Genomic DNA, 26,380 nt, shown 5'->3' on the forward strand with positions numbered 1-26,380 from the left:
CGGCTTCGCGTCGGGTGGCCCCCGTCCGGTCCGACCGCCACCGGTCCGGGGCGCCTCGTCGAGCCGAAGTCAGTCCGTCCGGATCGTGAGCCGGAGGTCGATGCCGGCGTACGCGCCGAGGCGGGCACCTTCCACCTCGATCCTGTCTGTCGGCACCGGCCCGGACTCGGTGAAGAGCATGACGTCGAGCGCATCGCCCTCGATGTCCCAGGTGCCGACCACCCGGCCCCGGTGCACCACCACCGGGGAGATCCAGCCGGCCGCCCGGCTGACCGCGCCCCGCCGTCCGGCCGGGATGACCCGGGTGTCGCTCGTCCCGGGGCCGAGCACGTAGTGGTCGAAGGCGGGGAGCAGACGTACCCCGTCGAACGGTTCGGCGTCGACGATGGCGTCGACGTCGGTCGCCCGTGCGTACGCCGGCTGGCCGTCCACCTCGACGCGTACCAGGGTGCCGTCGGCGACCAGACCAGCGAACCAGCCCTTCAGGGTCGCCTTCTTCGTGGCCCCGCGAAGGAGCCACTGGTCGAAGACCTCGGGGGTGGCCGGGCCGTACGCGCCGAGATAGCTGGGAATGACGGTCTGTGCCGCCACCTCGGGGGCGGGTAGGGCGGGCCACCCGTCCAGCCAGGTGTCGGGTCGGGTGAAGGTGACCCGACCGCCCTCGCTCGGCCCGTTGACCAGCAGGCCCTGCCAGGCCAGTGGCTTGAGTACGGTGCCCCAGCCGGAGCCGAGATGCGCGCCGAGCGTCCGGTCACCGGTGCGGTCGACGATCTCGGCGGTCAACTGCTCACGGGTGAGGACGCGGCCGTCGAGTGCCTTGGCCGCCGCCTCGGCGATGGCGTCGAGCTGTGCGGTGGTGACGAAGGTGCGCTGCCAGGAACCCTTCTCCCAGCTCCGCGCCGCAGCCAGCAGGGACAGGTAGGCGGGGGCGTCCGCCACGGTGAGCAGGTGCAGGGTGCCCCGCATCGCCCAGGTCTTGACCAGCCTGCGATCCGCCAGTGCCGGTGCCACCGCTCCCGGACGGGGGACCGGCTGTCGGGCCGCGACCGCCCGCTCGGCCGCCGACGGCACCTGGGCCTGGAGACCACAGAGCCGTCGTACGACCAGCGCGGTGTCGACCTCCGCCGCCCGGTCGAGGTACTGCCGGCGCATTCGCCAGGCCAGCACGTTGTCCGAGGTCAGTTGGATGTCACGGCTCTGCTCTTGGGGCACGTACCAGACTCTAGGAGTCGGGGCCGACAGCGTGGGCCAGGGTGTCCACGGCGTCGGCCGAGGCCAGTCGGCTGACGCTGACGGGCTGGAGCCGTTCGGCAACCTTGAGGCGGAGCTGGGCGGCGTCCGGATGCCCCAACTCGTCGAAGATCGCCAGGGCCTCGTGCCAGGTGAGCTGGGCGGCGTCGACGTCGTCGGCCGCCCACTGGGTGTCGCCGAGGTTGGCCAGCACCTCCGCCTCGCTGTACCGGTCGCCGAGACTGCGATGCAGGTCGAGTGCCTTCAGGTAGCAGTGTGTCGCCTGTTCGTGCTGGCCGAGTTCGTGGTGGACGTAGCCGAGGCTGTCCCAGGTGAGCGCGGCACCGTGCCGGTCACCGGTCTCCCCGTGCAGCATCAGGGCCTGTTGGCACGAGTCGAGTGCCGACTGGTGCTCACCGACCCGGGCCAGGAACCAGCCGAGGTTGTTCAGGGCCTTGGCCTGCCCGACCTGGTAGTCGATGGCCCGGTAGAGGTCCAGTGCCTGGCGCGTCTGGTCGATCGCCTCCTGCGGTTGGCCCTGCCGGGAGAGCACCCAGCTCAGCCCGATGTGTGTGTGCGCCTCGCCCAGCCGGTCACCCGACTCGCGGTACAGGTCCAGATCACGCTGATAGTGCCGGTACGCATCCTGGAGCCGGCCCAGCCAGGTGCAGGCGATGGCGATGCCCCGGTGCGCCTGGGCCTGACCGAGCGGGTCGGCCCGCCGTTGTGCGGCATCCAACGCCGTACGCTGCACAGCAGCGAGATCGTGCCAGTGTCCACGGCGGTCCAGGTAGGTGACGAGGGCAGCGGCCAACTGCCAGGCATGTCCGTCGAAGCCGCTCCTGGCGGCCTGCTCGACCGCAGCCAGTAGCACGTCCTGTTCGACGGCGAACCAGTCCAGTGCCCGGGAGTAGCCGGTCGGCCCGTCGGTGGCGGCGCCCGGTTGCGCCTCGCTCACCGTGATCGGATGGGCCAGCCGGTACGGGTCGAGCAACTGGTCCGCAGCCTGGCTGACGTGCAGGTAGTGGTCGAGGAGACGATGCCGGGCCGCCTGCCGCTCGGGTTCGTCGTCGACCTCCTCGCACAGCTCGGCGGCATAGCTGCGCAGCAGGTCATGCTGGTTGTAGCGGCCGGGGAGGTGTTCGGTGAGCAGGTGCGCCCGGGTGAGGGCGGCCAGCAACGGTCGTACCCGGGAGGGTGGCACACCCGCCAGGCTGGCCGCGGCAGCGACGGCGAGATCCGGGCCGGGATGCAGGCCCAGCAGCCGGAACAGTCGGGCGGCTGCGTCGTCGAGCGCCCGGTAGGACCAGGAGAAGACCGCCCGTACGTCGGTTGCCGGATCACCCGCGTCCAGCGCCGCCAGCCGGCCGCCCTGGGCGTCCGCCAGCTCGGCCGCCAGCGTGGCCAGCGGAAAGTCGGGTTGGGTGGCGGCCCGCGCGGCCACCACGGCCAGGGCCAGCGGGAGACGCGCACACCGCTCGACGATCTCGTCGACGGCGGGGCGTTGCGCCGCGACCCGTCCCCGACCGAGTCGACGGGCCAGCAGTTCCCTGGACTCCGTCGTGGACAGCAGGTCCAGGGTGAGCGGTCGCGCCCCCTCGGCGGCGACCAGGCCGGTGAGCCGGTTACGGCTGGTCACCACGACCAGGCATCCTGACGCCCCCGGCAACAGCGGGCGGACCTGCTCCGGATCGTGGGCATTGTCCAGCAGCACCAGCATCCGCCGCCCGGCCAGCAGGGTGCGATAGAGCGCGGCCTGGCCGGACACGTCGGCCGGTATCCGCTGCGCTGGTACGTGCAGCGCCTCCAGGAAGCCACGCAACGCCTCGCCCGGCGTCACCAACCGGTCGTCGATGTCGAAGCCCCGGAGGTTGACATAGAGCTGCCCGTCGGGGAAGCGGTGGGCCACCCGGTGTGCCCAGTGCACCGCCAGCGCCGTCTTGCCGACGCCGGCCGTACCGCCGATCGCGGAGATCACCACCGCCGTGCCGTGCTGGCCGTCGTGCCCGTCGGCTGGTACCAGCAGGTCCAGTTCCCGAAGCGTCGCTTCGCGGCCGGTGAAGCCGGCGACGTTGGTGGGCAGTTGGGCCGGTACGGCCGCCGGTGCCGGAGCGGCGTCCGACACGGTCTCGGCCGCCGGTGCCTCGATCAGCTCGTTGCGCAGTACCTTCAGGTGGGCCCCGGCCAGTTCAGCGCCCGGTTCCACCCCCAGTTCCTCGATCAGTCTGCCCCTGGTCTCGGTGTACAGGCGCAGGGCGCGTGCCTGCTGCCCGACGCCGGCCAACGCCAGCATGTACTGGGCCACCAGTTGTTCCCGCAGCGGATGCTCGGCCACCAGCGGCTCCAGCGTCCGGATCACCACATCGGAATGACCGAGGGCCAACTCGACCGCGGCGAGTTGCTGATGGGCGGCAAGGTGCTGCTCGGCGAGTCCTGCCGCGGCGGCCTCGACGAACGCAGCCGCCGCTCCGGCCAGTGCGGGGCCACGCCACAGTGCCAGCCCGGCCCGCAGGAGGTCGGCTGCCGTCGACAGCTGTCCGGCGTCGCTGGCGACCCGCGCCTGTCCCACCGCTCGGGTGAATTCGGCCAGGTCGAGGTCACCGTCGCCGACGGCAAGCCGGTAACCACCGGCGTGGCTCACCAGGGCGTCGGCCAGCTCGGTGCCGCGTAGGGCCGCGCGGATCTGGGATACGCAGACCTGTACCTGGGTACGGGCACTGGCCGGTGGCTCGTCCGCCCAGAGGGCGTCGACCAGTTGCTGGGCGGGTACCAGCCGATTGGCGTTGAGCAGCAGCAATGCCAGGACCGCACGTTGCTGCGGACGGCGAATGCCCAGTACCCGTCCGCCTGCGGTCACCTCGATCGGCCCGAGGAGTCGCCACCTCATAGCCACCCCATGCAACGTGATCAACCGATGTAATCCTAGGGTCGCAGTCGCCCGGGTAGCTGTGGCCAAGCGGTCGGATAGTGGACGCCTGGCCCGGTCCCACACCGGTCGGCCTGCCACGCACTGCGGCGGGCCGGCTCTCCCGTCGGCGTCGCCGCCCCTCCGGTCCGATCCGCGCTCGTTCTGTCGTACCCGACGGTTACCGTGCCGTTGCCGGTCATGCTGCCGTTGGGCAGTCGTAGCCCGTTCGTCATGGCAGGTGTCGCGGTACGGACGAGAACGCCGATCTCGGAGGCAACGGAGATGACCTCTTCCACGTCCCAGGCCGGGCTGGACCGGCTGCGGGCGGCGATGGCCGCCCGGGTCGCCAAGCGGGAACTGCCCGGCATGGTGCTGCTCGTCGCCCGTGGCGACGACGTGTGGGTCGAGCCGATCGGGCTGAAGAGCTTCGACAGCGACGATCCGATGCGCCGGGACACGATCTTCCGGATCGCCTCGATGACGAAGCCGGTCCTCGCCGCCGCGACGATGATGCTGGTCGAAGAGGGAAGACTGACCTTGGACGAGCCGGTCGACCGGCTGCTTCCGGAGTTGGCCGACCGCAGGGTGCTCCGCAGGATCGACGGTCCGCTCGACGACACGGTTCCGGCCGTCCGGCCGATCACGGTCGACGACCTGCTGACGTTCCGCATGGGCTACGGCGTCGTGGTCGAACCGAGCCTGGACCCGCCATATCCGGTGATCAACAGGGCCGGCGAGTTGCAGTTGACCATGGCGGAGCCGGACCCGCGTACCCCGCACGACCCGGACGAGTGGATCGCTCGGTTCGCGACCCTGCCCCTGATGTACCAGCCCGGTGAACGGTGGCTCTACAACACGGGCTCGCTCGTGTTGGGGGTTCTGGTCGCCCGTGCGGCGGGGCAGTCGCTGCCGGACCTCTTCCGGTCCCGCATCTTCGAGCCGCTCGGCATGACGGAGACGGGCTTCGCCCTGCCCACGGAGGACACCGACCGCCTACCGGGCTACTACATGACGAACGAGGAGACCGGAAAGGTGGAGTTGCGGGGGGTCTCCGACCCGGGCGAGTGGGCTGAGCCACCGACGTTCCCTTCTGGTGCCGCGGGTCTCGTCTCTACCGTCGACGACTACCTGGCGTTCGCTCGGCTGCTGCTCGACAAGGGGCTGTACCAGGGCAGACGGCTTCTGTCGGAGCGGTCGGTCGACCTGATGACGACCAACCACCTGACGCCTGAGCAGGTGACCGGCGGCGGTTTCGTGCTCGACGGGTACGGCTGGGGCCTCGGGATGAGCGTCGCCATCGCACCGGACGAGGTGTCGTCCGTACCGGGGCGCTACGGCTGGGACGGTGGCTACGGCACGTCGTGGTTCAACGACCCGGCCCGGCAGATGATCGCGATCGCCATGACGCAGAACAGCGACTTCCTGTTCGGCGGTGGGTTGGCCGAGTTCCGGAAGCTGGTCTGCGCGTAGCCACCGACCAGGGCGACGTGGTGGGTGGATGCATCGTTTCGCTCCACAGCTGGTCCGGACCTGCCGTCGGCTCAGCGGTGGGCCGTACGCAACCTTCCGGGACGGGCGTTCTTGCAGCTCAGCATGGCGCGGTCGGCTTCGTCGAAGGCCATCCGTACGTCGCCTCCGGCCGACAGTCGCGCCCACCCGACCGTGATGCCGACCGGTGTGCCGGGCACGAAACTCTCCCAGTCCTCGCCGGCCACCGCAGCGACCATCCTCCGGCCGAGTTCGATGGCCTCGTCCAGGGTCGTGTCCGGAAGTACGAGGGCGAACTCGTCCCCGCCGACCCGGGCCAGCAGGTCCCGCCGACGGACCATCCGACTCATCACCCCGGCGACGCGCTGCAACACGATGTCCCCGGTGAGGTGACCGTGCACGCTGTTGACGTTGTGGAAACCGTCGAGGTCGACCACTCCCACCGCGGCCTGGCCGACCATGGGGGCTGACCGGGCGTACCGGTCGAAGTGACGACGGTTCGGCAGTCCGGTCAGCGCATCGGTGTTCGCCTCGTCGGCGTAGCGTGCCGCTGTCTGCCGGAGTTCGTCGTGGTCGAGGCGTATCCCGACCGCGTCGACGAAGAGTTGGCGGGCCCGGTCGGACACCTCTGCCGTGGCCGCGAACGCCGTACGGTCGGCCTCGTGCGCCGCCCGGTGGTCACCGGCTGCGGTGTACGCCAGCGCCCGCAGTCGGTACGGCTCACCCACCCCGATCAGGCGGGCGTCCACGTCGACCGTGTCGAGCTGGGCCAGTGCGCGGTCCGGTCGGCCGCTGGCGATCGCCTGACACACGTCCCCGAACGCCAGTAGCAGACAGGTTTCGGGGGTTTCCTCGATCTCGTCCCGACCGGTGAGTCCGACGACCGGCCGGGTGACGTCACCGAGCGCCGCCAGTCGGACCTCCGCGTACCAGCTGTAGATCCGCAGGGCCGGTGGCAGGGTGTCCGGTCCGTAGCGGCGGGCGAGATCCGCGGCTTCGTGGGCGACCGCCGACAGCACGGACCGGGCCTGGGCGGTCCGGCCACAGTGGTCCAGGTACACCGCGTGGCGTACCTGTATCTCGGGTTTCACGATGTTCGGGAGGAACAGGCCCAGCCGGCCGGCGCTGGCCAGTGCCTGGGTGCGCAGCGTGTCCGCCCGTTCGTGGAAGCCGACCAGTGAGTGGACGAACGCGAGGTCGTTGTACGCGTCGACCAGGTCGACGGTGTCGGGTAGCCCGGGGTGGAGGGCACGCGCCCCCTGGACGAGATGGGCTGCGCACCGGTCGAGGGAGTTCTCGACGAACGGGATGAACGCCGCCAGTGCGTGCATCTGCGCCTCGGACACCGGGTCGCCGTATCGTCTTACGGCCTGGTCGGCCGCGTCGATCACCGCGGCACTCTCCCGGATCCGCCCCATGTTGAGCAGGGCCGCAGCCTTCTGGAGCAGTGCGTACGCCGCGACGCGTAGGTCGCTGCTGGCGGCCACCGCGTCGGCACGGGCCGCCGCCTCGGCGTTACGGCCGGCTCGCAGCAGCATCCGTAGTTCCTCGGTGCCGTCCGAACCCATCGTGCTATTTCATCTCATGGATACGGCGTTGCCGGCCTTCCGGCACTGTTTGACATGAAGTCGAGACGCTCGGCCGGTATCAGCCATGTCGATCATGAAGTTGCTCGTGCCGTACGTCCGGGTTTTGGGTGGATGGCCGCTTGTTCTTTCGGGCTGGAAGCTCTGGTGTCGATCGACGTGGGAGCGCTACCATTCACTTTCCTCGGCCCGGTTTCGGCGCCGATGCTCGGATGACTCATCCGTGCTTACGTGGATTCTTCCAAAATGTCTGTTCTGCTTAACGGTGCTCCGGCTGGAAATCTGACCAGGGGCGACCCGTTGTGCAGGTGATCCAGGGGTGGTTAAGCTCATCGTGCGCGCCCCAATCGCCCGCTTCCCCCGTGGCAGGCGATCGGGGCGCGCATCTTTGTGTCGGCTGCCCGTTGGTACGGGTCAGATCCACCGTCCGCCGAGCCACATCCGCGCCGACCAGTCGACGTACGGGATGGGCTGACCGACGTAGATCGGATAGAAGTACGCGAAACACATCGCGACCAGCAGCACGTACGCCCCGGCGAAGATCGAGCCGATCATCCGTCGATCCAGGCCGGTCTCGGTGCCGACGGTCGACCCGGTCGGTGCCGACCCGTTGGCCGACGGAACCGGTGACATGATCGCGCCGAGCACGTAGACCACCGCCAGCACCAGGAACGGCAGGGCGGGCGCGGCGTAGAAGTAGAACATCGTCCGGCTGTCGAGGGCGTAGTAGAACCAGGGCAGCAGCCCGGCGGCGACGGGGAGCAGGATGGCCGCAGCCCGCCAGTCCCGACGCGCGACCCCCAGCCAGATCACGGCCACCAGCGCGGGCAGGAACGACCACCACAGCAGCGGGGTGCCGAGCAGCAGGACCTCCGCCGCGCAGCTCTCGGCCCCGCACGGGCCGGAACTCGACCAGTAGAAGGCCACCGGCCGTCCGAGCAGTAGCCACTGCCAGGGCCAGGACTGGTAGACGTGACTGGTGGTCAGTCCGGTGTGAAAGTTGAGGGCGGCCTTGTGGTACTCGTACAGGTTCTTCAGCGGATCGATGAGCGGAACCTCGTCGGCCCGCCAGTTGCGGAAGTAACCGCCCTCGGTGAACAGCCAACCCGACCAGGTCGCGACGTAGGTCACGACCAACAACCCGCCGCAGAGCGCCAACCAGCCGACCTCGTCGAGCAGCGTGTCCCGCCACGGGCGGCGTACGCCCACGGACCTGCGCGTACCGGCCTCCCAGAAGAGCACCAGTACCGCGAACACGAGCACGAAGGCGAGCGCGCTCCACTTGACGGCCGTACCACAGCCGAGCAGCACCGCCGCCAGTAGCCGCCACCACGGCACACCCTGTAGCGAGAAGCCCGGCCGGCCGGCCCGACCGGGCCGACTCGGGTCGAGGCCCGACTCGATGGCCCGTAGCCACCGGCGGCGACGGGCATCCCGGTCCAGCACCAGGGCGCCGAACGCGGCCAGCATGAAGAACAGCAGGAAGATGTCGAGCAGTGCGGTGCGGGACAGCACCAGGTGGAACCCGTCCAGGGCCATCAGCAGGCCGGCTGCGCAGCCGAGCACGGTCGACTGGAACAGTCGACGGCCGATCCGGACCAGCAGCAGTACGGACAGCGTGCCGACCAGGGCGGCGGAGATCCGCCAGCCGAACTCGTTGTAGCCGAAGGTCCACTCGCCGAGGGCGATCATCCACTTGCCCAGGGGCGGGTGCACCACGTACGCGGCGGTGTTGTTCTTCTCGTCCCACTCGAAGCCCCGGGTGAGCAGGTTGTGGGCGTCGGTGGCGTAGTAGATCTCGTCGAAGATCTTGCCCTTGGGCTCGTCCAGCCCGACCAGCCGGACGATGGCGGCGATGGCCACGACCACGGCGGTGGCGATCCACGAGTTCACGTCGAGCCGGGTGTCGAACGGGGCCAGTCGGCGTCTGATGATCGCCGGGACACCGCCGGAGGGCTGCCGACCGGGACGGTCTCCGCCCGGCAGGCTGCCGGGCGGCACGGCGGACTGGCCGGCTGGTGCGCCGCCGGGTGGATTGTCCGATCTGGCCGAGGTGGTCTCCGGGTGGCCCGGGTTACCGGTCTGCGCTGTCGACGCCAGGGTCACCCCGTGATCGTAGGCTGCGTAGGGGAGAAGCGGAGTCCACCACGGACCCGTTTCAAGCAAGGATCGTCGATGAGGGAGCCAATCTGTGGGTGATATATCCGACTCTGGTCGGTTAATCCTGCTCGGAGCGCCGCTTGGCAACCCTGCCGACGCCTCTCCCCGGCTGCGCGAGGCTCTCGCCACCGCAGACATCGTCGCGGCCGAGGACACCCGGCGACTGGCCCGGTTGGCCAGGGACCTGGACGTCACCATCCCGGGTCGGATCGTCTCCTACTTCGAGGGCAACGAGGAACGCCGTACCCCTGATCTTGCCACCGCGATCCGGGACGGTGCGGTCGTCGCGCTGGTCACCGACGGCGGCATGCCCAGCGTCTCGGACCCCGGCTACCGGCTGGTCCGGGCCACCCTCGACGCGGGTGCGCCGGTCACGGCGGCACCCGGACCCAGCGCCGTCACCACGGCCCTGGCCCTGTCCGGACTGCCCTGTGACCGGTTCTGCTTCGAGGGCTTCCTGCCCCGGTCCGGTGGTGCCCGTCGGACCCGGCTGCGGTCACTGGCCACCGAGGAGCGCACCCTGGTCTTCTTCGAGGCCCCACACCGGGTTACCGGTACCCTCGCCGACCTGGCCGCGACGTTCGGGGCCGACCGCCCGGCGGCGGTGTGCCGGGAGCTGACCAAGACCTACGAGGAGGTGCTGCGCCAACCCCTCGGCGAACTGGCGCAGTGGGCCGCGACGGGCGAACCGCGCGGTGAGATCACCCTGGTCGTGGCCGGTGCGCCGCCGGCCAGCGAACGGCCCCGCCCGGCCGACGACGAGTTGCGGGCCGCCGTGGCCGAGCGGGAATCCGCCGGTACGTCCCGACGGGACGCCATCACCGCCGTCGCCGACGAGTACGGCCTACGCCGCCGGGACGTGTACACCGTGATCCACAGCTGATGGCCACCAGCGCGGCAAGCGGTCCGGCCAGCGCCCACCGGACGGGTCGCAGCGGGTTGCGGCCGGTTCCGACGCCGGCGGATCGTCGACGGTTCAGGCGGCTGCGGCGATGAAACCGACGGTGATGATCAGCGGCCCGGCCAGCCCGACCAGTACCGCGACCAGGCGGGCCCTCGGCTCCGGCAGACGCAGCGCCCCGGTCGACCAGACGATCCCGCCAGCACAGAGCAGGACCAGCATCAGCCCCAGCAGCCAACGCAGGTGCCCGAGGACCGCGCCGCCCTCGGCGTAGGCCATCCGGGCGTCGGCGTCGAGCATGCGCGCCGTGACCCTCGAACCGGCCTGTCGACTGCCCGGACCGACCCCGGCCAGGGCTACGTCCACGACGGTGAACGCCGCGTTCGCGGCAACGAAGGTGCCCCGGCAGCGAAGCTTGACCCCGTTGCCGGTGCAGCCGGTCACGACGACGGTGCCGTACTCGCCCCGGCCGACCGCCAGCCAGAGCGGCTCGGCGCTCACCCAGGCGAAGAAACTGGTCAGGAGGGTCAGCGACAGCAGACCGGCCAGTCCGGTGACCGCGTGCCGGGGTGGTCTGGGGGGCCGGGGCGACCTGTCCGTACGCCGGCCGGGTTCGCGCCGGAACCGGAGCCAGCCGAATCGCGCCTTCGGGTCCTTCCGTACCGGTGTTCCGTCCCAGTGGACCTCTTCGATCGGTAGCCAGAAGGCCGGCTCGTCGGCGGGTGTCTGTTCCGGCGTCGCCGCCCGTAACAGGCGGCGTTCACCCTGTCCCCGAAGGCCCTCGTCATGGCCGGGGCCGGTGCCCCGGATCGGGACCGGCGACTCCGGCGGAACCCGTACCGGGACCCGCTGAGGGACCGCGCCGAGCGGCGCGCCGGTGGTGGGCTCGATGAGGGAGACCAGGTCATCGGATTGCCCGGCGCCCGGTTGGTGGTCTGTCGGTGGCCCAGTCACATCGCCCATTTGACAACGAGTGACTGTTCCGATGCGGTAGAACGCGGTGCGTGTCGGTGGTAAATCGGGCAAAGAGTGCGGAGGTGGCGGGCCGGGTCGGATGCGGCGGCAGGGCTGCGGCCGGTGGCGCTATCCGTTCGCGGTCGCCAGCCGTCGGTCATTAGGCTTGACGACCATGAGTCACGTTCTTGCTGCGGTCGCCTGGCCGTACGCCAACGGCCCGCGCCACATCGGCCACGTCTCCGGCTTCGGAGTTCCCTCCGACGTGTTCAGCCGGTACATGCGGATGGCGGGACATGACGTGCTCATGGTCTCCGGCACCGACGAGCACGGCACCCCGATCCAGGTGCAGGCCGACAACGAGGGGGTCAGCCCGCGTGAGCTGGCGGACCGCTACAACCGGATCATCGTCGAGGACCTGCACGGCCTGGGCCTGTCGTACGACCTGTTCACCCGTACCACCACCGGCAACCACTACGCCGTGGTACAGGAGATCTTCGAGACGATGTACCGCAACGGCTACATCGTGCCCAGGGTCACCATGGGCGCCATCTCGCCGTCGACCGGCCGTACGCTGCCCGACCGCTACATCGAGGGCACCTGCCCGATCTGCGGGTACGACAGTGCCCGGGGCGACCAGTGCGACAACTGCGGTAACCAGTTGGACCCGATCGACCTGGTCAATCCCCGTTCCAAGATCAACGGTGAGACGCCCAAGTTCGTCGAGACCGAACACTTCTTCCTCGACCTGCCCGCGTTCGCCGAGGCGTTGGCGAAGTGGCTGGACACCCGGGAGGGCTGGCGGCCCAACGTACTGCGCTTCTCCCGGAACCTGCTCGACGACCTGCAACCCCGGGCCATCACCCGCGACCTGGAATGGGGTGTGCCGATCCCGCTGGAGGGCTGGCGCGACCGGTCCGACAAGCGGATCTACGTCTGGTTCGACGCGGTCATCGGCTACCTGTCCGCCTCCATCGAGTGGGCCCGCCGCTCCGGCGACCCGGAGGCGTGGCGGAAGTGGTGGTCGGCCGACGGCGAGGGGAAGGACGCGCTCGGCTACTACTTTATGGGCAAGGACAACATCGTCTTCCACTCGGTGATCTGGCCGGCGCTGCTGCTCGGCTACTCCGGCGCCGGTGACCGAGACGGCCAGCCGGGCAACCTCGGCCCGCTCAACCTGCCCACCGAGGTGGTGTCGAGTGAGTTCCTGACCATGGAGGGGCGGAAGTTCTCCTCCTCCCGCCGGGTGGTCATCTACGTCCGCGACTTCCTGGAGCGCTACGACGCCGACGCGCTGCGCTACTTCATCGCGGTCGCCGGGCCGGAGAGCAACGACACCGACTTCACCTGGGCGGAGTTCCTGCGCCGCAACAACGACGAGTTGGTTGCCGGCTGGGGCAACCTGGTCAACCGGTCGATCTCGATGGCGGCGAAGAACTTCGGCGGCATCCCGCCGATCGACGCCGCCGGGCTGACCGAGGCGGACGAGGCGCTGCTGGCCGTCGCCCGGGCCGGGTTCGCAACCGTCGGCGACCTGATCGGCAAGCACCGGCAGAAGCAGGCGATCGGCGAGGCGATGCGGGTGGTGGCCGAGGCGAACAGGTACCTCTCCGACCAGGCACCGTGGAAGCTCAAGGGCGACGAGGAGAAGCCCCGGATGGGCACCATCCTGCACGTCGCGTTGCAGGTGGTCAGCGACGCCAACACGCTGCTCACCCCGTTCCTGCCACACTCGGCACAGAAGATCCACGAACTGCTCGGTGGCACCGGCGTACACGCCCCGATGCCGTCGATCGTGGAGGTCGAGGACCTGGACGGCGGCCCGTCGTACCCGGTGCTGACCGGTGACTACTCCGTCGGCGCGCGATGGGAGTCGGTCCCGATCGAGGCGGGCCGGCCGTTGGCGGCCCCGAAGCCGGTCTTCCGCAAGCTCGACCCGTCGATCGTGGACGAGGAGTTGGCCCGGCTCAGCGGCTGACCCACGGCGCACGGAGACGTGCTGCCAGTTGCAACGAAAGGGCGCATCTCCCCGGTGGACATCCGGGGAGATGCGCCGTCGTTTCGCCGCCGTCGAGGGCTGGCGGACTCAGAGCAGAGACATGTGTACGTGGTCCGTATGGTTACTCGGCCCGCTGTACGACTTCCAGCCGGTCGCCGGGAACCAGATCTGCCGATTCCAGATCACGTAGTAGATGCCGAGCCGGTCGGAGTTACGGACCAGGAACGCGGCAAGGTTGCTGCCGTACGTCAGCTCGTCCTTGGTGTTCCAGGGTGAGAAGCCCGACTTCTGCAGCGACCAGTCACAGGCACGGCCCTTGGGGTGCTCGTACGGCCCACCTGGACGGTAACAACCGACGAACCGGTTGAAGCCGGCCCGCTTCGTCTCCTTGTAGGCGTGCAGGGTGCGCGGGGTGACACAGCCGCTGGTGGTCGGGTCCTCCTGACTGCACGACTCGTTCGGCCACTCGCCATTGGCCGTACGCGGTGCGGCCTTCGCCACCGGTGAGGTGGCGCTGACGTAGCCGCCGCCGGTCACGCTCATGCCACCGACCAGCGCGAGTGCCTTCTCGGCGTCCTTCTTCTGCTTCGCCATGATGGCGACCTGCTTGCTCTGCTCCACGATCTCGGCGTCGAGCGCGGCCTTGGCCCGGGCGGCCACGTCCCGTGCCGCGTTGAGTTGGGAGAGCTTCCGGTTGTTCAGTCGGCTTATCTCGTCGAGGCGGGTCGCCCGGTCGACGAACGAGTCCGGCGAGGTGCTGTTCAGCAGTACGGCCAGCGTGCCGACCTTGCCCTGCCGGTAGGCCTCGGCTGCGATCTGTGCGACCTGCGGGGTCAGCAGGTCGAGTTGCTCCTGGGCCTTCTGCAGTTCGGAAGCGAGGGTCTTCTCCCGTTTCTTCGACTGGTCCAGCCTGGCCTTTGCCTGCATGTAGCCCCGGCCGGTGGTTTCAAGGACGTCGCGTAGCAGTGGCGTCTCGGTCTCGTTCGGCGCTTGTTCGTCGGGTTCCGCCCAGGCCGGGCTGGCGGGCGCCGTCAGGGCCAGGGAGGCCAGTAGAGCCAAGGCAAATGTCAGCCAACCGCGCAGGGGTGCGGTCAAGATACCTTCCTTCCGTTGGCCGCCGATCGGGTTAGCTGACGGGTTCGGGGCGGAAGTGGCCCCTACCGCTGCTGCGGATTCACCCCATGGACGCGGGTCCCCGATTCGCCCCGTACGGCGATTAGGCGGCAGCCTCGCCGGCACCCCGAATCCGTGCCTTCTGGCGATGACCGCCCGCGAGCCTACCTGACCGCCGCGCTGGCAATCTATTTAACCGATGCCGGAAAACGCATTGTGCGGAAGCCCATTCCACTACCGTCTCGCTCTGTGTCGGCTTGTTGACGCATCGGCGTCCCGCAATGCTGCCTGTTGTGCGGAGCGGATTCGCAATGTTGACAATCCGTATTCGCCGGGAGGTAATCGACACGCAGCGTAGGCATTGTCGTGGCGGCACCCGGAGCGGGGTCTGCGGGAAATTCGCCGTCGGTCTGGTCAGAACCGGGTCCCCATCCGGTCGGAACCGGCCCGGGTCCGCCGGGAACTGCACCGGGTCCGGTGGGCGGTGCAGTTGGATATGTGATGCTGACGGTGATGAGCGATCAAGCCGAGTCTCGCCGCCAACGTGCAGCGCGCCGGGCGGGGGAGTTTCCATCCGCGCCCGAGCCGCTGCCCCGCCCGGTGATAGACAGTCACACCCATCTGGACATCACCGTTGCCGAGGCGGGGGTGGCCGGGCCGCCCGTCGGACCCGGCGATCCGGTCGAGGCGATGATCGAGGTGGCCGCCGGGGTCGGCGTCGACCGGCTGGTCCAGGTCGGCGTCGATGTGGCGTCGTCCCGGTGGGGGGTCGAGGTGGCCCGGCAGTACGCGGCCGTGGTCGCCACCGTCGCGCTGCACCCGAACGAGGCACCCAGGCTCGACGACCTCGACGAGGCACTGCGACAGATCGAGTCGCTGGCCGCCGAGGACCGGGTCCGGGGCATCGGCGAGACCGGGATGGACTTCTTCCGTACCGGGGAGGAGGGGCGCGCAGCGCAGGAGACCAGTTTCCGCGCGCACATCGCCATCGCCAAGCGGTACGGCAAACCACTGGTGATCCACGACCGGGACGCGCACGCCGACGTACTGCGGGTACTCGACGAGGAGGGGGCCCCGCAGACCGTCGTGATGCACTGCTTCTCCGGCGACGCCGAATTCGCCGCCGAATGCGTACGCCGCGGTTACGTACTCAGCTTTGCCGGCACGGTGACCTTCGCCAGCGCCACTGCGCTACGGGAGGCGGCCAGGGTGACCCCACCGGACCAGCTACTGGTGGAGACCGACGCGCCCTATCTCACCCCGACGCCACATCGGGGGCGGCCCAATGCCTCGTACCTGATTCCGCTGACCGTACGGTCGCTGGCCGAGACGACCGGTGCGGACGTGGCCGAGCTGTGTACGGCTATCTCGGCCACTGGCGAGCGGGTCTTCGGTCCATGGTGACGCCACAAGGGTCGGGAAGGGACCCTTCACCCGCGGAGAACGACGACCGGAAGGGGTCCCTCCTTCCTCCGCTGCTGGGTCCGGCCGAGATCCGGGAGTTGGCGGCCCGGCTGGGCGTGACCCCGACGAAGAAGTTCGGTCAGAACTTCGTGCACGACCCGAACACGGTGCGCCGGATAGCCAACGCGGCCGGGCTTGCCCCGGACGACGTCGCGCTGGAGGTGGGCCCGGGACTCGGCTCGCTCACCCTGGCGTTGCTGCCGATCGCCGCGCACGTACACGTGGTGGAGATCGACCCGGTGCTGGCCGGTGCGCTGCCGGCGACCGCCGCCGCGCACGCCGGACCCGGTGCCGTCGACCGACTGACCGTCCATCAGGCCGACGCGTTGCGGGTCGGCGCCGCTGATCTGGCCGACCCCGCGCCGACGGCGCTGGTGGCGAACCTGCCCTACAACGTCGCCGTACCGGTGGTGTTGCACCTGCTGGCCGAGCTGCCCAGTCTGCGGCACGGTCTGGTGATGGTGCAGAAGGAGGTCGCGGACCGGTTGACCGCCGGACCCGGCTCCAAGATCTACGGCATTCCGTCGGTCAAGCTCGCCTGGTACGCCACCGCCCGCAGCGCCGGCCGGGTGCCGCCGAACGTCTTCTGGCCGGTACCCAACGTCGACTCCGGTCTGGTCGCCTTCACCCGGCGCGAGCCGCCCCGGACGGACGTACCGCGTTCGCGGGTCTTCGCCGTGGTCGATGCCGCGTTCGCACAGCGGCGCAAGACCCTGCGCGCCGCGCTGGCCGGCTGGGCCGGGGGCGCGGATCGGGCCGCTACGGCGCTCGTCGCGGCCGGTGTCGATCCCGGTGCCCGTGGTGAGTCGCTCACCGTCGAGCAGTTCGCCGCTATCGCCGCGTCGGCTCCATCGGGTACGCGGGCCGCCGAGTAGTCTGACGCCGTGCCCATGACGAGGTGTACGCCGTGACGGCGCAGCCGGTGGCCCCCGCCGTTCACGAGTCGGTGGACGGGCGCCACGAACCGGCCGAGGAACTGATTCCGGGGTCTCCGGTCGGCTTCCGGCCTCGGGCCCGGGGCACTGCCTCGTGACCGAGGCATGGCGGCCGGACGACGATGACGACCACCAGCGACGGGGAGCGGCCGGCCCGGTCAAGGTCCGCGTACCCGCCAAGATCAATCTGCACCTCGGTGTCGGCCCGGTACGCCCCGACGGCTACCACGAGCTGAGCACCGTCTACCATGCGATCTCCATCTACGACGAGTTGACCGCCCGGCGCGGCGACACCCTCACCCTGACCATGGAGGGTGAGGGCACCGGCGAGTTGGCCCTCGACGAGTCGAACCTGGTGATCCGGGCGGCCCGGGCCCTGGCCGCGTACGCCAGGGTGCCCGCCCACGCCCGGCTGCACCTGCGCAAACAGATCCCGCTGGCCGGCGGGCTGGCCGGGGGCAGCGCCGACGCCGCCGCCACGTTGGTCGCCTGCGACACCCTCTGGGGCACCGAGCTGTCCCGCGACGAACTCGCCGGGATCGCGGCCGGCATCGGCTCGGACGTGCCGTTCCTGATCTACGGTGGCACGGCGCTCGGCACCGGCCGGGGTGAGGCGGTCAGCCCCGTGCTGGCCCGCCCGACCTCCTGGTACTGGGTGGTGGCGGTCGCCGACGGTGGCCTCTCCACCCCGGCGGTCTACCGGGAACTCGACCGGCTGCGTGCCGACCGGGCCGCGCCGGAGCCGCTGGGCAGCCCGGACAGCCTGCTGGCCGCACTCCGGCAGCGGGATCCCGGGGTGCTGGCCAAGGCACTCGGCAACGATCTCCAGGCGGCCTCGCTCTCCCTGCGGCCGGCCCTGAGCGCGACGCTCGCGGCTGGCGAGGCAGCGGGTGCGCTGGCCGGCATCGTCTCCGGGTCCGGACCGACGTGTGTCTTCCTCGCCGCCGACGGGGCGCACGCCAGCCGGATCGCCGCCGAGCTGTCCGCCTCGGGCGTCTGCCGGGCCGCCCACACCGCGTACGGCCCGGTCGCCGGGGCTCGGGTGGTCTGAGCGGTTGGCTGCCGGGCGGTCTGACCGGTAGTTCGGGGGACGTTCCGCGTACCCTTGTTGAATTCAGGCGTCCTCCCGTGCCGGTGTCGCTGGGCGACACCGCGTCGATCATGATGGTCGGCCCAGCGCGGTGTGGGGACGCCTCGACCATGGGAGGTGTGAGTAGTGGCCAACATCGTCAACCTGGACCGGGTGTCCAAGGGCTACGGCGCGGTGGGGCAGCTGCTCACCGATGTCTCCCTCGGGCTCGACGACGCCGACCGGATCGGCGTGGTCGGGCTCAACGGGGCCGGCAAGTCCACCCTGCTACGGCTGCTGACCCGCGCGGAGGAGCCGGACAACGGCCGGGTGACCCACCGGCGGGACCTTCGGGTCGCCGCCCTGCCGCAGACGCTCGACCTCGACCCCGAGGCGACCGTACGGGACGTGGTGCTGGGTACCGCCTGGCTGGACGAAGGGTTCGGCGCCGAGCACGAGTGGGCCGGTGACGCGGGCGTACGGTCCATCCTCGATGGGCTGGGCATGCCGTACCTCGGCCTGGACCAGCCGGTCGGACCGATGTCCGGCGGTGAACGGCGGCGGGTGGCCCTCGCCGCGCTGCTGGTGCGCGCGGCGGACCTGCTCATCCTGGACGAGCCGACCAACCATCTCGACGTGGCCGGTGTCGACTGGCTGGCCCGGCACCTGGTCGGTCGACGTGGTGCGCTCGTGGTCGTCACCCACGACCGGTGGTTCCTGGACGCGGTCTGCACCACCACCTGGGAGGTCGCCGACCAGGCGGTACGGGCCTACGAGGGTGGCTTCGCCGCCTGGACGCTGGCCCGGGCGGAACGGGAACGGGTCGCTGCCGCCACCGAGGCCCGCCGGCAGAACCTGCTTCGCAAGGAGATCGCCTGGCTGCGGCGTGGCCCGCCGGCGCGTACCTCCAAGCCGAGGTTCCGGATCGAGGCGGCGAACGCCCTGATCGCGGACGTGCCGCCGCCGCGCGACACCGTGTCGCTGCAACGTCTGGCCACCGCCCGGCTCGGCAAGCAGGTGTACGACCTGGAGAACGTCACCCTGAACGCCGGCCCGAAGGTGATCCTCAAGGACCTCACCTGGCAGGTCGGTCCCGGTGACCGGGTCGCCATCCTCGGTGCCAACGGTGCCGGCAAGACGACCCTGCTCCGGATGCTGGCCGGGGTCACCGAGCCGGACCAGGGGCGGCTGACCACCGGGTCGACCGTCCGACCCGCCTTCCTCTCGCAGGAACTGGCCGAGTTGCCCCGCGAGCTGCGGGTCCTCGAAGCGGTGGAGGAGGTCGCCCGACGCATCGTCCTCGGTGACCGGGAGATGGCCGCCGCCCAGTTCGCCGAGACGTTCGGCTTCGACGACCGCCGGCTGTGGACCCCGGTGTCGGACCTGTCCGGTGGCGAGCGGCGACGCCTGCAACTTCTCCGTCTGTTGGCCGCCGAACCCAACGTGCTGCTCTTCGACGAGCCGACCAACGACCTGGACACCGACACCCTGGCGGCACTGGAGGACCTGCTCGACTCCTGGCCCGGCACGGTGATCGTGGCCAGCCACGACCGGTACCTGATCGAACGGGTGACCGACGTGGTCTACGGGATGTTCGGCGACGGTCGCCTGGTCCATCTCCCCGGTGGCATCGACGAATACCTTGCCCGCGCCGCCACCACCCCCCAGGGGCCCCGTGATCAGGGGCCAGCTCCGCGTGTCGACGGCGGGTCGCAGACCGGGTCCCCTGAGCATGCGGATCATGGCCTCTCCGGCGGGGAGCTGCGGGCGGCTCGGAAGGAACTGACCCGCCTCGAACGGCAGATCGGCAAGCTGGAGCAGCGGGAGGCGGAGCTGCACGACCAACTCGCCACCCATGCCACCGACTACGTCAAGGTCGCCGAACTGGATGGCCAACTCCGGGCCGTACGGGCGGAGCGGGAGCAGGTCGAGGAGACCTGGCTGGCGCTGGCGGAGCGGGTCCCGACGGCCTGACCGGAGGAGGGGCTGACCGGAGGACGGGGAGTCGGACACGGCGTGCCGAGCGTCGTGACGAGTAGGACAACCGTCACGACAAAGTACGACAAGCCTGGCGACAGGTGCGACAGCGGGCACCCGGGTCGGGGGTGTCCGGCGTCACCCTGACCCGGTGCGGGACAATCTGGGCCGACCCCTCATCAGTACGGCCCTGGAGACTCGCAAACCATGGCACACAACCCCGTCAACCACCCCGCACGGCCTGTCTACCGGGCGATCGGTGGGCTCACCGGTCTCTACCTGGCAGGCTTCGGCGTACTCGGTGTCATCGAGAACAGCGGTGCCGAGTTCTTCGCTCAGAATGACACCCTGGTCCTCGGCCAGGGGGCGAATCTGGGATATTCCATCATCTCGGCGGTCGTCGGGATCCTGGTCCTGGTCGGCACCGCCATCGGACGCAACATCGACACGGTCATCAACAAGTTGCTTGGCTACGGCTTCATGGTCCTCGGCCTCGCCTCGCTGGCCGTGATGCGGACCGATGCCAACTTCCTCGACTTCTCGATGTCGACCGCCATCGTGTCCATGGTCATCGGGATGGTCCTGCTGATGGCCGGCATGTACGGCAAGATCGGTACGGAGGAAGAGGTTCGCGCCTGGCAGGAGGCCCGGCTGCTCCTCTGATCATCCACTGATTTCCGTTCGCCAGGCACCCTCCCGCGTTCTGGGTGACAATCCGGAAGGAAAGTCGCCCACGCGCAGGAGGAGCCATGGCGCACATCCCGGTCAACCATCCCGCGCGGACGCTCTACCGGATCTTCGCCGCGCTGATCGGGCTCTACATCCTGATCTTCGGAGTGGTCGGGGTGATTCAGACCTGGGGTGAGCCGCTGTTCGACCGGGGCGACACGTGGGTGCTCGGGCTGCGGACGAACCTCGCCTTTGCTCTGGTGTCCGTGGTGTTCGGGGCCATCGTCCTGGTTGGCGCGGCACACCGGGGCAACCTGGGGCACTTCCTGAATCTCGGCATCGGTGTGGTCTTCATGGTCACCGCCATAGCGATGATGGCCGTGCTGCAGACCGACGCCAACTTCCTGAACTTCTCCATGTCGACGGTCATCGTGTCGATGATCTTCGGGCTGCTGGTGCTGGCCACCGGCCTCTACGACAAGGTCGGCCCGGCTGCGGACGCCGAGGCGGAACAGACGTACCGGCAGAGGGCGATCAACAATCCAGAAGCGGGTCGCCGCCGTTAGATCCCGGCGGACCACGAGCGACGGTCGGCCGCCCGGTGGTCGTGACAGTGGCTCGGTGGTGGGTGATGGCTGGCCGGTCAGCGACCCCGGCGGGTGATCAGGGTCGGCTTTGCGTCGAGGTGGGACAGCCCGTTCCAGGAGAGGTTGACCAGGTGGGCGGCGACGGTCTCCTTGCGGGGTTTGCGCACCTCCAGCCACCATCGACCGGTCAGGGCCACCATGCCCACCAGCGCCTGTGAGTACAGTTCGGCCAGCTTCGGGTCGTAGCCCCGGCTCTTGAACTCCGCGCCCAGGATGTGCTCGACCTGGTGTGCCACGTCGTTCATCACGCTGCTGAAGTTGCCGGTCGCCGACATCACCGGCGACTCGCGTACCAGCACCCGGAACCCGTTGGTCTCCTCCTCGATGTAACCGAGCAGGGCCAGCGCCGCCTGTTCCAGCAGTTCGCGGGGGTGGCCGGCGGTCAGCGCCGTGGTGATCCGATCGAGCAGTGCCCGGACCTCGCGGTCCACCACGACCGCGTAGAGCCCTTCCTTGCCACCGAAGTGCTCGTAGACCACCGGCTTCGACACCTTGGCCCGAGCCGCCACCTCCTCTATGGAGGTGGCGTCGAACCCGCGTTCGGCGAAGATCTGTCGGCCGATGACGATCAACTGTTCCCGGCGTTGGGCAGCTGACATCCGTACCCGGGAACTGGGCTTGGCGGACGCCGTCGTCGGTGCCGGCGCCCGCCTGCGCCCGACACCACCATTCGTGTTCGGGCTCTCTGCCACACCGTCACCCTGCTGGCGTCCCATGACGCCGTGCCGTCTAGTCCTGTCCTGCCTGATGGTGCCCTCGCCATGCTCGGTCACTTGACCATCCTGCCAGGCACGGGCGACAGTCAGGACATCCGCTGCTGCGGCGCCTACCGCGATGAGTCGGTTTTCACCAGTTTCGCGGCAATCCGTTCCGGCTTCGGCCAGCGGACGTCAGTTGCCAGCCCCAGCTTCTCGAACAGCCAGATGACCCGGGCGGAGATGTCGATCTGCCCACGCAGTACGCCGTGCCGGGCGCTCGTCGGGTCCGAGTGGTGCAGGTTGTGCCAGCTCTCGCCGAAGGACACGATCGCCAGCGGCCAGAAGTTCGACGCCTTGTCGCCCTGTCGTACCTCGAAGGGGCGCTCGCCGTAGACGTGGCACACCGAGTTGACCGACCAGGTGACGTGGTGCAGCAGCGCGATACGCACCAGGCCGGCCCAGAAGAAGGCGGTCAGGGCGCCCTGCCAGGACCAGGTGACCAGCCCGCCGATGACGGCCGGGGCGAGCGCCGAGACGATGACCAGCACCGGGAAGAGTCGGTCGACCCGGCTGATGTCCTTGTCGGCCAGCAGGTCCGGGGCGAACCGCTGACGGTTGGTCAGTTCGCGGCGGAACAACCAGCCCATGTGGGCGTGGAACAGTCCCCTGGTCAGTCCCCAGAAGCTGCCCCCGAAGCGCCACGGCGAGTGCGGATCGCCCTCCACGTCGGAGAACGCGTGGTGCCGCCGGTGATCGGCGACCCACTGGGTGACACTGCCCTCGATCGCCAGCGACCCGGCCACCGCCAGGGTCACCCGCAGCCACCGCCTGGTCTTGAACGAGCCGTGGGTGAAGTAGCGGTGGAAGCCGACGGTGATGCCGAGCCCGGCGACGACGTACCAGACCAGGGCGATGGCCACGTCCGTCCAGCTCAGCCAGCCACCCCAGGCCACCGGCACGGCGGCGATCAGGGCCAGGAACGGGATGACCACGAACGACCAGAGCGCGATCAGGATCCCGGGGGACTGGGCCCCCTCGGTCAGCGGCTTGGGGCCGTTCTTGGCGGGCGCGTCAGGCGGTTCGAGTACGGCAGTGGTCGACATGGCACCTCGCAGCAAGGGTGGGGAAAGATCAGGAACTTACGCCTACGTCACCGTAACTTACGGCACCGTAGTTTGCTACGGGGCAGTAGCTGTCAATTGGCTGGCAGGCATCGAGGGATTTTGTCGTGCTGTCGGGTCGACTCGCTGGTCATGACCGATTCGTCGGCGGTCGGAGGCGGTCCGGGCGGATCTGTCCCCCGCGGGCCGGGGCGGCGTTGAACGGGGCGGCGTCGCATACCGGGTTCTCCGTAATGCCGGTGTCGGGTTAGGCTCCAGGTAGCAACGATCGGCCGTGGTGTAATTGGCAACACGGCGCCCTTTGGAGGCGCTTTTTCAGGTTCGAGTCCTGACGGCCGAGCTTGACCTCCGGGTCTGAATCCAACCCACCTTTGGTCTGATTCGAGCCTTTGGTCCGATTCAACGCTCATCCAGGGGGAACGGGCGACTCGCCCGTGGCACGCGGCTAGCATGAGGCCGCAGACTGCCAGCCATCCCGACGGGAGCTTGCCCGTGACCCAGCCCCGCCCCCGTACCGTGGTCGTCCTTGCCGCCGGCGAGGGCAAGCGGATGAAGTCGGCGCTACCAAAGGTGCTGCACCCGCTGCTCGGGCGCACCCTCGTCGGTCATGTCCTGGCCGCTGCTGCGCCGCTGGCTGCGGACCGCACGCTGGTCGTGGTCGGCCACGGCGCCGACCAGGTCGTAGCCCACCTGGCCGAGGTGTCCCCCGACGCCGACGCGGTCCGGCAGACCGAACAGCGCGGGACCGGCCACGCGGTACGCATCGCCCTCGACGCCACCCCTGAACTGACCGGCACCGTCGTCGTGCTCAACGGGGACGTGCCGTTGCTCCGGGCCGAGACGGTCGGGGCGCTGGTCGAGTCGCACGAGACGAGCGGCGCGGCGGCGACCGTCCTGGCTGCCGAGGTGGACGAACCCACCGGCCTGGGACGAATCGTCCGCGACCCCGACGGGAGGCTGGAACAGATCGTCGAGGAGCGCGACGCCAGCCCCGCCCAGCGGTCGATCCGGGAGATCAACGCTGGCATCTACGCCTTCGACGCGGCCCTGCTACGGGACGCGCTGGGCAAGCTCTCCACCAACAACGACCAGGGCGAGGAGTACCTCACCGACGTCTTCGGACAGCTCGTCGCCGCCGGTGAGCCGGTGGCCGTACACGTGGCCCGGGAGGCGGCCGAGACGCTCGGCTGCAACGATCGGGTCGAGCTGGCCGCACTGCGTCGACGGCTTCGCGACCGGGTCAACGAGAGCTGGATGCGAACCGGTGTCACCCTGCTCGACCCGGCGACCACCTGGATAGACGTCACCGTGACGCTCGACCGGGATGCGGTGGTGGACCAGAACACCCAGCTGCGCGGCTCGACGGTGATCGGAGCGGAGGCGACCGTCGGCCCGGACGTCACATTGATCGACACCACGGTCGGCGCGGGCGCGGTCGTGCTGCGCAGCCACGCGGTGGGCGCGGAGATCGGTCCGCAGGCCAGCGTCGGTCCCTACGCCTACCTTCGCCCGGCGGCCAGACTGGCGGAGAAGTCAAAGGTCGGCACGTTCGTCGAGGTCAAGAACTCCGAGGTCGGTCCGGGCGCGAAGGTGCCGCATCTGTCGTACGTCGGCGACGCCACGATCGGCGCGCGGGCGAACATCGGTGCGGCGACGATCTTCGTGAACTACGACGGGGTGGCCAAGCACCACACGACGGTGGGGGAGGCGGCCTTCGTCGGCTGCGACACCAACCTGATCGCTCCGGTCGAGGTGGGAGCCGGTGCGTACATCGCGGCCGGCAGCGCCATCACCCAGGACGTACCCCCGGGTGCGCTCGGTGTCACCCGGGCCCAGCAGCGCAACATCGAGGGTTGGGTGGCCCGGCGGCGGGCGGGTACGAGGTCGGCGGAGGCGGCCGAAGCAGCCCTCGCCCGGCAGGAGGCGGAGCTTGCCCGGCAGGAGGCAGTCAGCGCAAGTCAAGGTGAGGCACTCCACGGACGTGGAGACACGGCCGGATACGGGTCGGGCTCGGGAGATACTGCAACCGAATAGTCCCAGGTCCCCAGCCGGGAACCACCGATCAACGGGAGCAGACGAGCCGATGGGCAGCATCGTCGCAGAAAACCGCAAAAGCCTGATGCTCTTCTCGGGGCGGGGCTTTCCGGACCTGGCCCAGGAGATCGGCGAGGTGCTCGGCGTCGCGCCGACGCCGGCCGACGCGTACGAGTTCGCCAACGGCGAGATCTTCGTACGGTTCAAGGATTCGGTACGCGGCTCGGACGCGTTCGTGGTGCAGTCGGTCACGCACGGCGTCAACAAGTGGGTCATGGAGACCCTGATCATGATCGACGCACTGAAGCGTGGCTCGGCCAAGCGGATCACGGTCGTCCTGCCGTTCTACCCGTACGCCCGGCAGGACAAGAAGCACCGGGGCCGGGAGCCGATCTCGGCGCGGCTGGTGGCGGACCTGCTCAAGACCGCCGGAGCCAACCGGATCCTCACCGTCGACCTGCACACCGCCCAGATCCAGGGGTTCTTCGACGGGCCGGTCGACCACCTGTTCGCGATGGACATCCTGGCCGAGTACGTCGAGCGCCGGTACGCGGGCCGTCCGATGACGGTGGTGGCCCCGGACTCCGGCCGGGTACGGGTGGCCGAGCGGTGGACCGACCGGCTCGGCGGCTGCCCGCTGGCGTTCATCCACAAGACCCGGGACCCGCTCAAGCCCAACCAGGTGGTGGCCAACCGGGTCGTCGGTGACGTGGAAGGTCGGGTCTGCCTGATCGTCGACGACATGATCGACACGGGTGGGACCATCTGCAAGGCGGCGGAGATCCTGCACGAGGCGGGTGCGGCGGACGTGGTGGTGGCCTCGACCCACGCCCTGCTCTCCGACCCGGCCACCGAGCGGTTGAAGAACAGCCAGATCAGCGAGGTGATCGTCACCAACACGCTGCCGCTGCCGGCCGAGAAGCAACTCGACAAGATCACCGTACTCTCGATCGCGCCACTGCTGGCGCGGGCGATCCGTGAGGTGTTCGACGACGGTTCGGTGACCACCCTCTTCGGCGGTCTCAGCTGACGCGTGCGCCCGGCCCGGGCTGACGGCACCGGGCCGGGTGGACCGGCATCGTGCCCGTTCCGGGCGGCGCCCCGCCGCCCGGAACAGAGCCGGCGGTCCGCCCGGTAGGCGTAACGCGGGCCGGTCCGCCCGGTAGGCGTCGCGGCCGGCACGCCCGGTAGGCGCAACGCGGCAGGTGCGCATAATGCGACTCCACGGGCATAACTGGACGAAAGTTCGCGGATGTCGGCGGGGCGGTGTCGTGCTGCGGGGGTACCCGGTGCGAGTGACAGTGGGGTGTTGGTCGGCGGGAGGGGCAGCGAAGCGGTAAAGGCGTGCTGAGCGGGTACCGGCGAAAGCCCCAGGCAGGCCTCGGGTAGACTAGTGCGGTTGCCATGGCGAGGGTGCCCTGCGGGCC

General features: G+C 69.7%; 19 protein-coding genes, 1 tRNA gene and 1 riboswitch. Of the genes, 12 read left to right on the forward strand and 8 right to left on the reverse strand.

Annotated features, from left to right (window positions below; translation table 11 throughout):
• Nucleotides 1-69 precede the first annotated feature (69 nt).
• Nucleotides 70-1,212 (reverse strand): winged helix DNA-binding domain-containing protein, encoded by a 1,143-nt coding sequence (locus ACFQ4H_RS18345; RefSeq protein ID WP_377572208.1) that lies wholly within the window; start codon nt 1,210-1,212, stop codon nt 70-72.
• 10 nt (nt 1,213-1,222) lie between these two features.
• A complete protein-coding gene (locus ACFQ4H_RS18350; protein ID WP_377572209.1) occupies nt 1,223-4,117 on the reverse strand; it encodes an AfsR/SARP family transcriptional regulator in 2,895 nt (964 codons plus the stop codon).
• A 303-nt stretch (nt 4,118-4,420) separates the two neighbouring features.
• Between ACFQ4H_RS18350 and ACFQ4H_RS18355 the strand changes: the two genes are divergently transcribed.
• The gene (locus ACFQ4H_RS18355; RefSeq protein ID WP_377572210.1) at nt 4,421-5,608 is read left to right on the forward strand and encodes a serine hydrolase domain-containing protein; all 1,188 of its coding nucleotides are present in this window, start codon (nt 4,421-4,423) and stop codon (nt 5,606-5,608) included.
• 71 nt (nt 5,609-5,679) lie between these two features.
• On the opposite strand, the gene ACFQ4H_RS18360 is transcribed toward ACFQ4H_RS18355, so the two are convergent.
• Both ACFQ4H_RS18360 and ACFQ4H_RS18365 read right to left on the reverse strand, forming a co-directional pair.
• The gene (locus ACFQ4H_RS18360; protein WP_377572211.1) at nt 5,680-7,194 is read right to left on the reverse strand and encodes a GGDEF domain-containing protein; all 1,515 of its coding nucleotides are present in this window, start codon (nt 7,192-7,194) and stop codon (nt 5,680-5,682) included.
• A 432-nt stretch (nt 7,195-7,626) separates the two neighbouring features.
• Nucleotides 7,627-9,213 (reverse strand): dolichyl-phosphate-mannose--protein mannosyltransferase, encoded by a 1,587-nt coding sequence (locus ACFQ4H_RS18365; protein WP_377572261.1) that lies wholly within the window; start codon nt 9,211-9,213, stop codon nt 7,627-7,629.
• A 199-nt stretch (nt 9,214-9,412) separates the two neighbouring features.
• Between ACFQ4H_RS18365 and rsmI the strand changes: the two genes are divergently transcribed.
• Nucleotides 9,413-10,255, forward strand: coding sequence for a 16S rRNA (cytidine(1402)-2'-O)-methyltransferase (gene rsmI / locus ACFQ4H_RS18370; RefSeq protein ID WP_377572262.1), 843 nt, complete (start codon nt 9,413-9,415; stop codon nt 10,253-10,255).
• 93 nt (nt 10,256-10,348) lie between these two features.
• On the opposite strand, the gene ACFQ4H_RS18375 is transcribed toward rsmI, so the two are convergent.
• Nucleotides 10,349-11,236 (reverse strand): hypothetical protein, encoded by an 888-nt coding sequence (locus tag ACFQ4H_RS18375; RefSeq protein WP_377572212.1) that lies wholly within the window; start codon nt 11,234-11,236, stop codon nt 10,349-10,351.
• A gap of 166 nt (nt 11,237-11,402) precedes the next feature.
• On the opposite strand from ACFQ4H_RS18375, the gene metG reads away from it, so the two are divergent.
• Complete coding sequence (gene metG, locus ACFQ4H_RS18380; RefSeq protein ID WP_377572213.1) at nt 11,403-13,205, forward strand: methionine--tRNA ligase; 1,803 nt, start codon at nt 11,403-11,405, stop codon at nt 13,203-13,205.
• A gap of 108 nt (nt 13,206-13,313) precedes the next feature.
• Here the strand turns inward: metG and ACFQ4H_RS18385 are convergent, their stop codons facing one another.
• Nucleotides 13,314-14,321 carry a coiled-coil domain-containing protein gene (locus ACFQ4H_RS18385; protein ID WP_377572214.1) on the reverse strand — a complete coding sequence of 336 codons (1,008 nt, stop codon included), beginning with the start codon at nt 14,319-14,321 and terminating at the stop codon, nt 13,314-13,316.
• 4 nt (nt 14,322-14,325) lie between these two features.
• A riboswitch (cyclic di-AMP (ydaO/yuaA leader) is annotated at nt 14,326-14,459 on the reverse strand.
• Nucleotides 14,460-14,840: 381 nt separating this feature from the next.
• Here ACFQ4H_RS18385 and ACFQ4H_RS18390 point away from each other — a divergent pair.
• The 6 genes from ACFQ4H_RS18390 to ACFQ4H_RS18415 all read left to right on the forward strand — a co-directional run bounded on the left by ACFQ4H_RS18390 (nt 14,841) and on the right by ACFQ4H_RS18415 (nt 21,019).
• Nucleotides 14,841-15,743, forward strand: a complete 903-nt coding sequence (locus tag ACFQ4H_RS18390; protein WP_377572215.1) for a TatD family hydrolase — start codon at nt 14,841-14,843, stop codon at nt 15,741-15,743.
• Nucleotides 15,737-16,678, forward strand: a complete 942-nt coding sequence (gene rsmA / locus ACFQ4H_RS18395) for a 16S rRNA (adenine(1518)-N(6)/adenine(1519)-N(6))-dimethyltransferase RsmA (protein ID WP_377572216.1) — start codon at nt 15,737-15,739, stop codon at nt 16,676-16,678. Before ACFQ4H_RS18390 ends, rsmA begins: the two co-directional genes overlap by 7 nt.
• Nucleotides 16,679-16,832: 154 nt before the next feature.
• Complete coding sequence (locus ACFQ4H_RS18400; protein ID WP_377572217.1) at nt 16,833-17,789, forward strand: 4-(cytidine 5'-diphospho)-2-C-methyl-D-erythritol kinase; 957 nt, start codon at nt 16,833-16,835, stop codon at nt 17,787-17,789.
• Between the two features lie 165 nt (nt 17,790-17,954).
• On the forward strand, nt 17,955-19,781 hold the full coding sequence (locus ACFQ4H_RS18405) for an ABC-F family ATP-binding cassette domain-containing protein (RefSeq protein ID WP_377572218.1): 1,827 nt from the start codon (nt 17,955-17,957) through the stop codon (nt 19,779-19,781).
• A 210-nt stretch (nt 19,782-19,991) separates the two neighbouring features.
• Nucleotides 19,992-20,447, forward strand: a complete 456-nt coding sequence (locus ACFQ4H_RS18410; protein WP_377572219.1) for a DUF4383 domain-containing protein — start codon at nt 19,992-19,994, stop codon at nt 20,445-20,447.
• Between the two features lie 86 nt (nt 20,448-20,533).
• Nucleotides 20,534-21,019: a DUF4383 domain-containing protein gene (locus ACFQ4H_RS18415; protein WP_377572220.1), complete on the forward strand. Its 486-nt coding sequence runs from the start codon at nt 20,534-20,536 to the stop codon at nt 21,017-21,019.
• Nucleotides 21,020-21,096: 77 nt separating this feature from the next.
• Here the strand turns inward: ACFQ4H_RS18415 and ACFQ4H_RS18420 are convergent, their stop codons facing one another.
• Both ACFQ4H_RS18420 and ACFQ4H_RS18425 read right to left on the reverse strand, forming a co-directional pair.
• A complete protein-coding gene (locus ACFQ4H_RS18420) occupies nt 21,097-21,816 on the reverse strand; it encodes a TetR family transcriptional regulator (protein ID WP_377572221.1) in 720 nt (239 codons plus the stop codon).
• A 110-nt stretch (nt 21,817-21,926) separates the two neighbouring features.
• Nucleotides 21,927-22,901 (reverse strand): acyl-CoA desaturase, encoded by a 975-nt coding sequence (locus ACFQ4H_RS18425; RefSeq protein ID WP_377572222.1) that lies wholly within the window; start codon nt 22,899-22,901, stop codon nt 21,927-21,929.
• 286 nt (nt 22,902-23,187) lie between these two features.
• On the opposite strand from ACFQ4H_RS18425, the gene ACFQ4H_RS18430 reads away from it, so the two are divergent.
• The 3 genes from ACFQ4H_RS18430 to ACFQ4H_RS18440 all read left to right on the forward strand — a co-directional run bounded on the left by ACFQ4H_RS18430 (nt 23,188) and on the right by ACFQ4H_RS18440 (nt 25,983).
• Nucleotides 23,188-23,259: transfer RNA gene (locus tag ACFQ4H_RS18430), tRNA-Gln, on the forward strand.
• Between the two features lie 110 nt (nt 23,260-23,369).
• Nucleotides 23,370-24,953: a bifunctional UDP-N-acetylglucosamine diphosphorylase/glucosamine-1-phosphate N-acetyltransferase GlmU gene (glmU, locus tag ACFQ4H_RS18435; RefSeq protein ID WP_377572223.1), complete on the forward strand. Its 1,584-nt coding sequence runs from the start codon at nt 23,370-23,372 to the stop codon at nt 24,951-24,953.
• A 49-nt stretch (nt 24,954-25,002) separates the two neighbouring features.
• Nucleotides 25,003-25,983, forward strand: a complete 981-nt coding sequence (locus tag ACFQ4H_RS18440; protein WP_377572224.1) for a ribose-phosphate diphosphokinase — start codon at nt 25,003-25,005, stop codon at nt 25,981-25,983.
• Nucleotides 25,984-26,380: the final 397 nt, after the last annotated feature.

The sequence above is a fragment of the Micromonospora sonneratiae genome, assembly GCF_042679305.1.
Taxonomy (GTDB): Bacteria; Actinomycetota; Actinomycetes; order Mycobacteriales; family Micromonosporaceae; genus Micromonospora_H; species Micromonospora_H sonneratiae.

Excerpts from the sequence above, each read along its gene's own strand:
- ACFQ4H_RS18420 (WP_377572221.1), bottom strand. The coding sequence starts at position 21,816 with ATGGGACGCCAGCAGGGTGACGGTGTGGCAGAGAGCCCGAACACGAAT.
- metG (WP_377572213.1), top strand. The coding sequence starts at position 11,403 with ATGAGTCACGTTCTTGCTGCGGTCGCCTGGCCGTACGCCAACGGCCCG.
- ACFQ4H_RS18415 (WP_377572220.1), top strand. The coding sequence starts at position 20,534 with ATGGCGCACATCCCGGTCAACCATCCCGCGCGGACGCTCTACCGGATC.
- ACFQ4H_RS18410 (WP_377572219.1), top strand. The coding sequence starts at position 19,992 with ATGGCACACAACCCCGTCAACCACCCCGCACGGCCTGTCTACCGGGCG.
- rsmA (WP_377572216.1), top strand. The coding sequence starts at position 15,737 with ATGGTGACGCCACAAGGGTCGGGAAGGGACCCTTCACCCGCGGAGAAC.
- ACFQ4H_RS18390 (WP_377572215.1), top strand. The coding sequence starts at position 14,841 with ATGCTGACGGTGATGAGCGATCAAGCCGAGTCTCGCCGCCAACGTGCA.
- ACFQ4H_RS18425 (WP_377572222.1), bottom strand. The coding sequence starts at position 22,901 with ATGTCGACCACTGCCGTACTCGAACCGCCTGACGCGCCCGCCAAGAAC.
- ACFQ4H_RS18375 (WP_377572212.1), bottom strand. The coding sequence starts at position 11,236 with ATGGGCGATGTGACTGGGCCACCGACAGACCACCAACCGGGCGCCGGG.
- ACFQ4H_RS18440 (WP_377572224.1), top strand. The coding sequence starts at position 25,003 with ATGGGCAGCATCGTCGCAGAAAACCGCAAAAGCCTGATGCTCTTCTCG.
- ACFQ4H_RS18360 (WP_377572211.1), bottom strand. The coding sequence starts at position 7,194 with ATGGGTTCGGACGGCACCGAGGAACTACGGATGCTGCTGCGAGCCGGC.
- glmU (WP_377572223.1), top strand. The coding sequence starts at position 23,370 with ATGAGGCCGCAGACTGCCAGCCATCCCGACGGGAGCTTGCCCGTGACC.
- ACFQ4H_RS18350 (WP_377572209.1), bottom strand. The coding sequence starts at position 4,117 with ATGAGGTGGCGACTCCTCGGGCCGATCGAGGTGACCGCAGGCGGACGG.
- ACFQ4H_RS18355 (WP_377572210.1), top strand. The coding sequence starts at position 4,421 with ATGACCTCTTCCACGTCCCAGGCCGGGCTGGACCGGCTGCGGGCGGCG.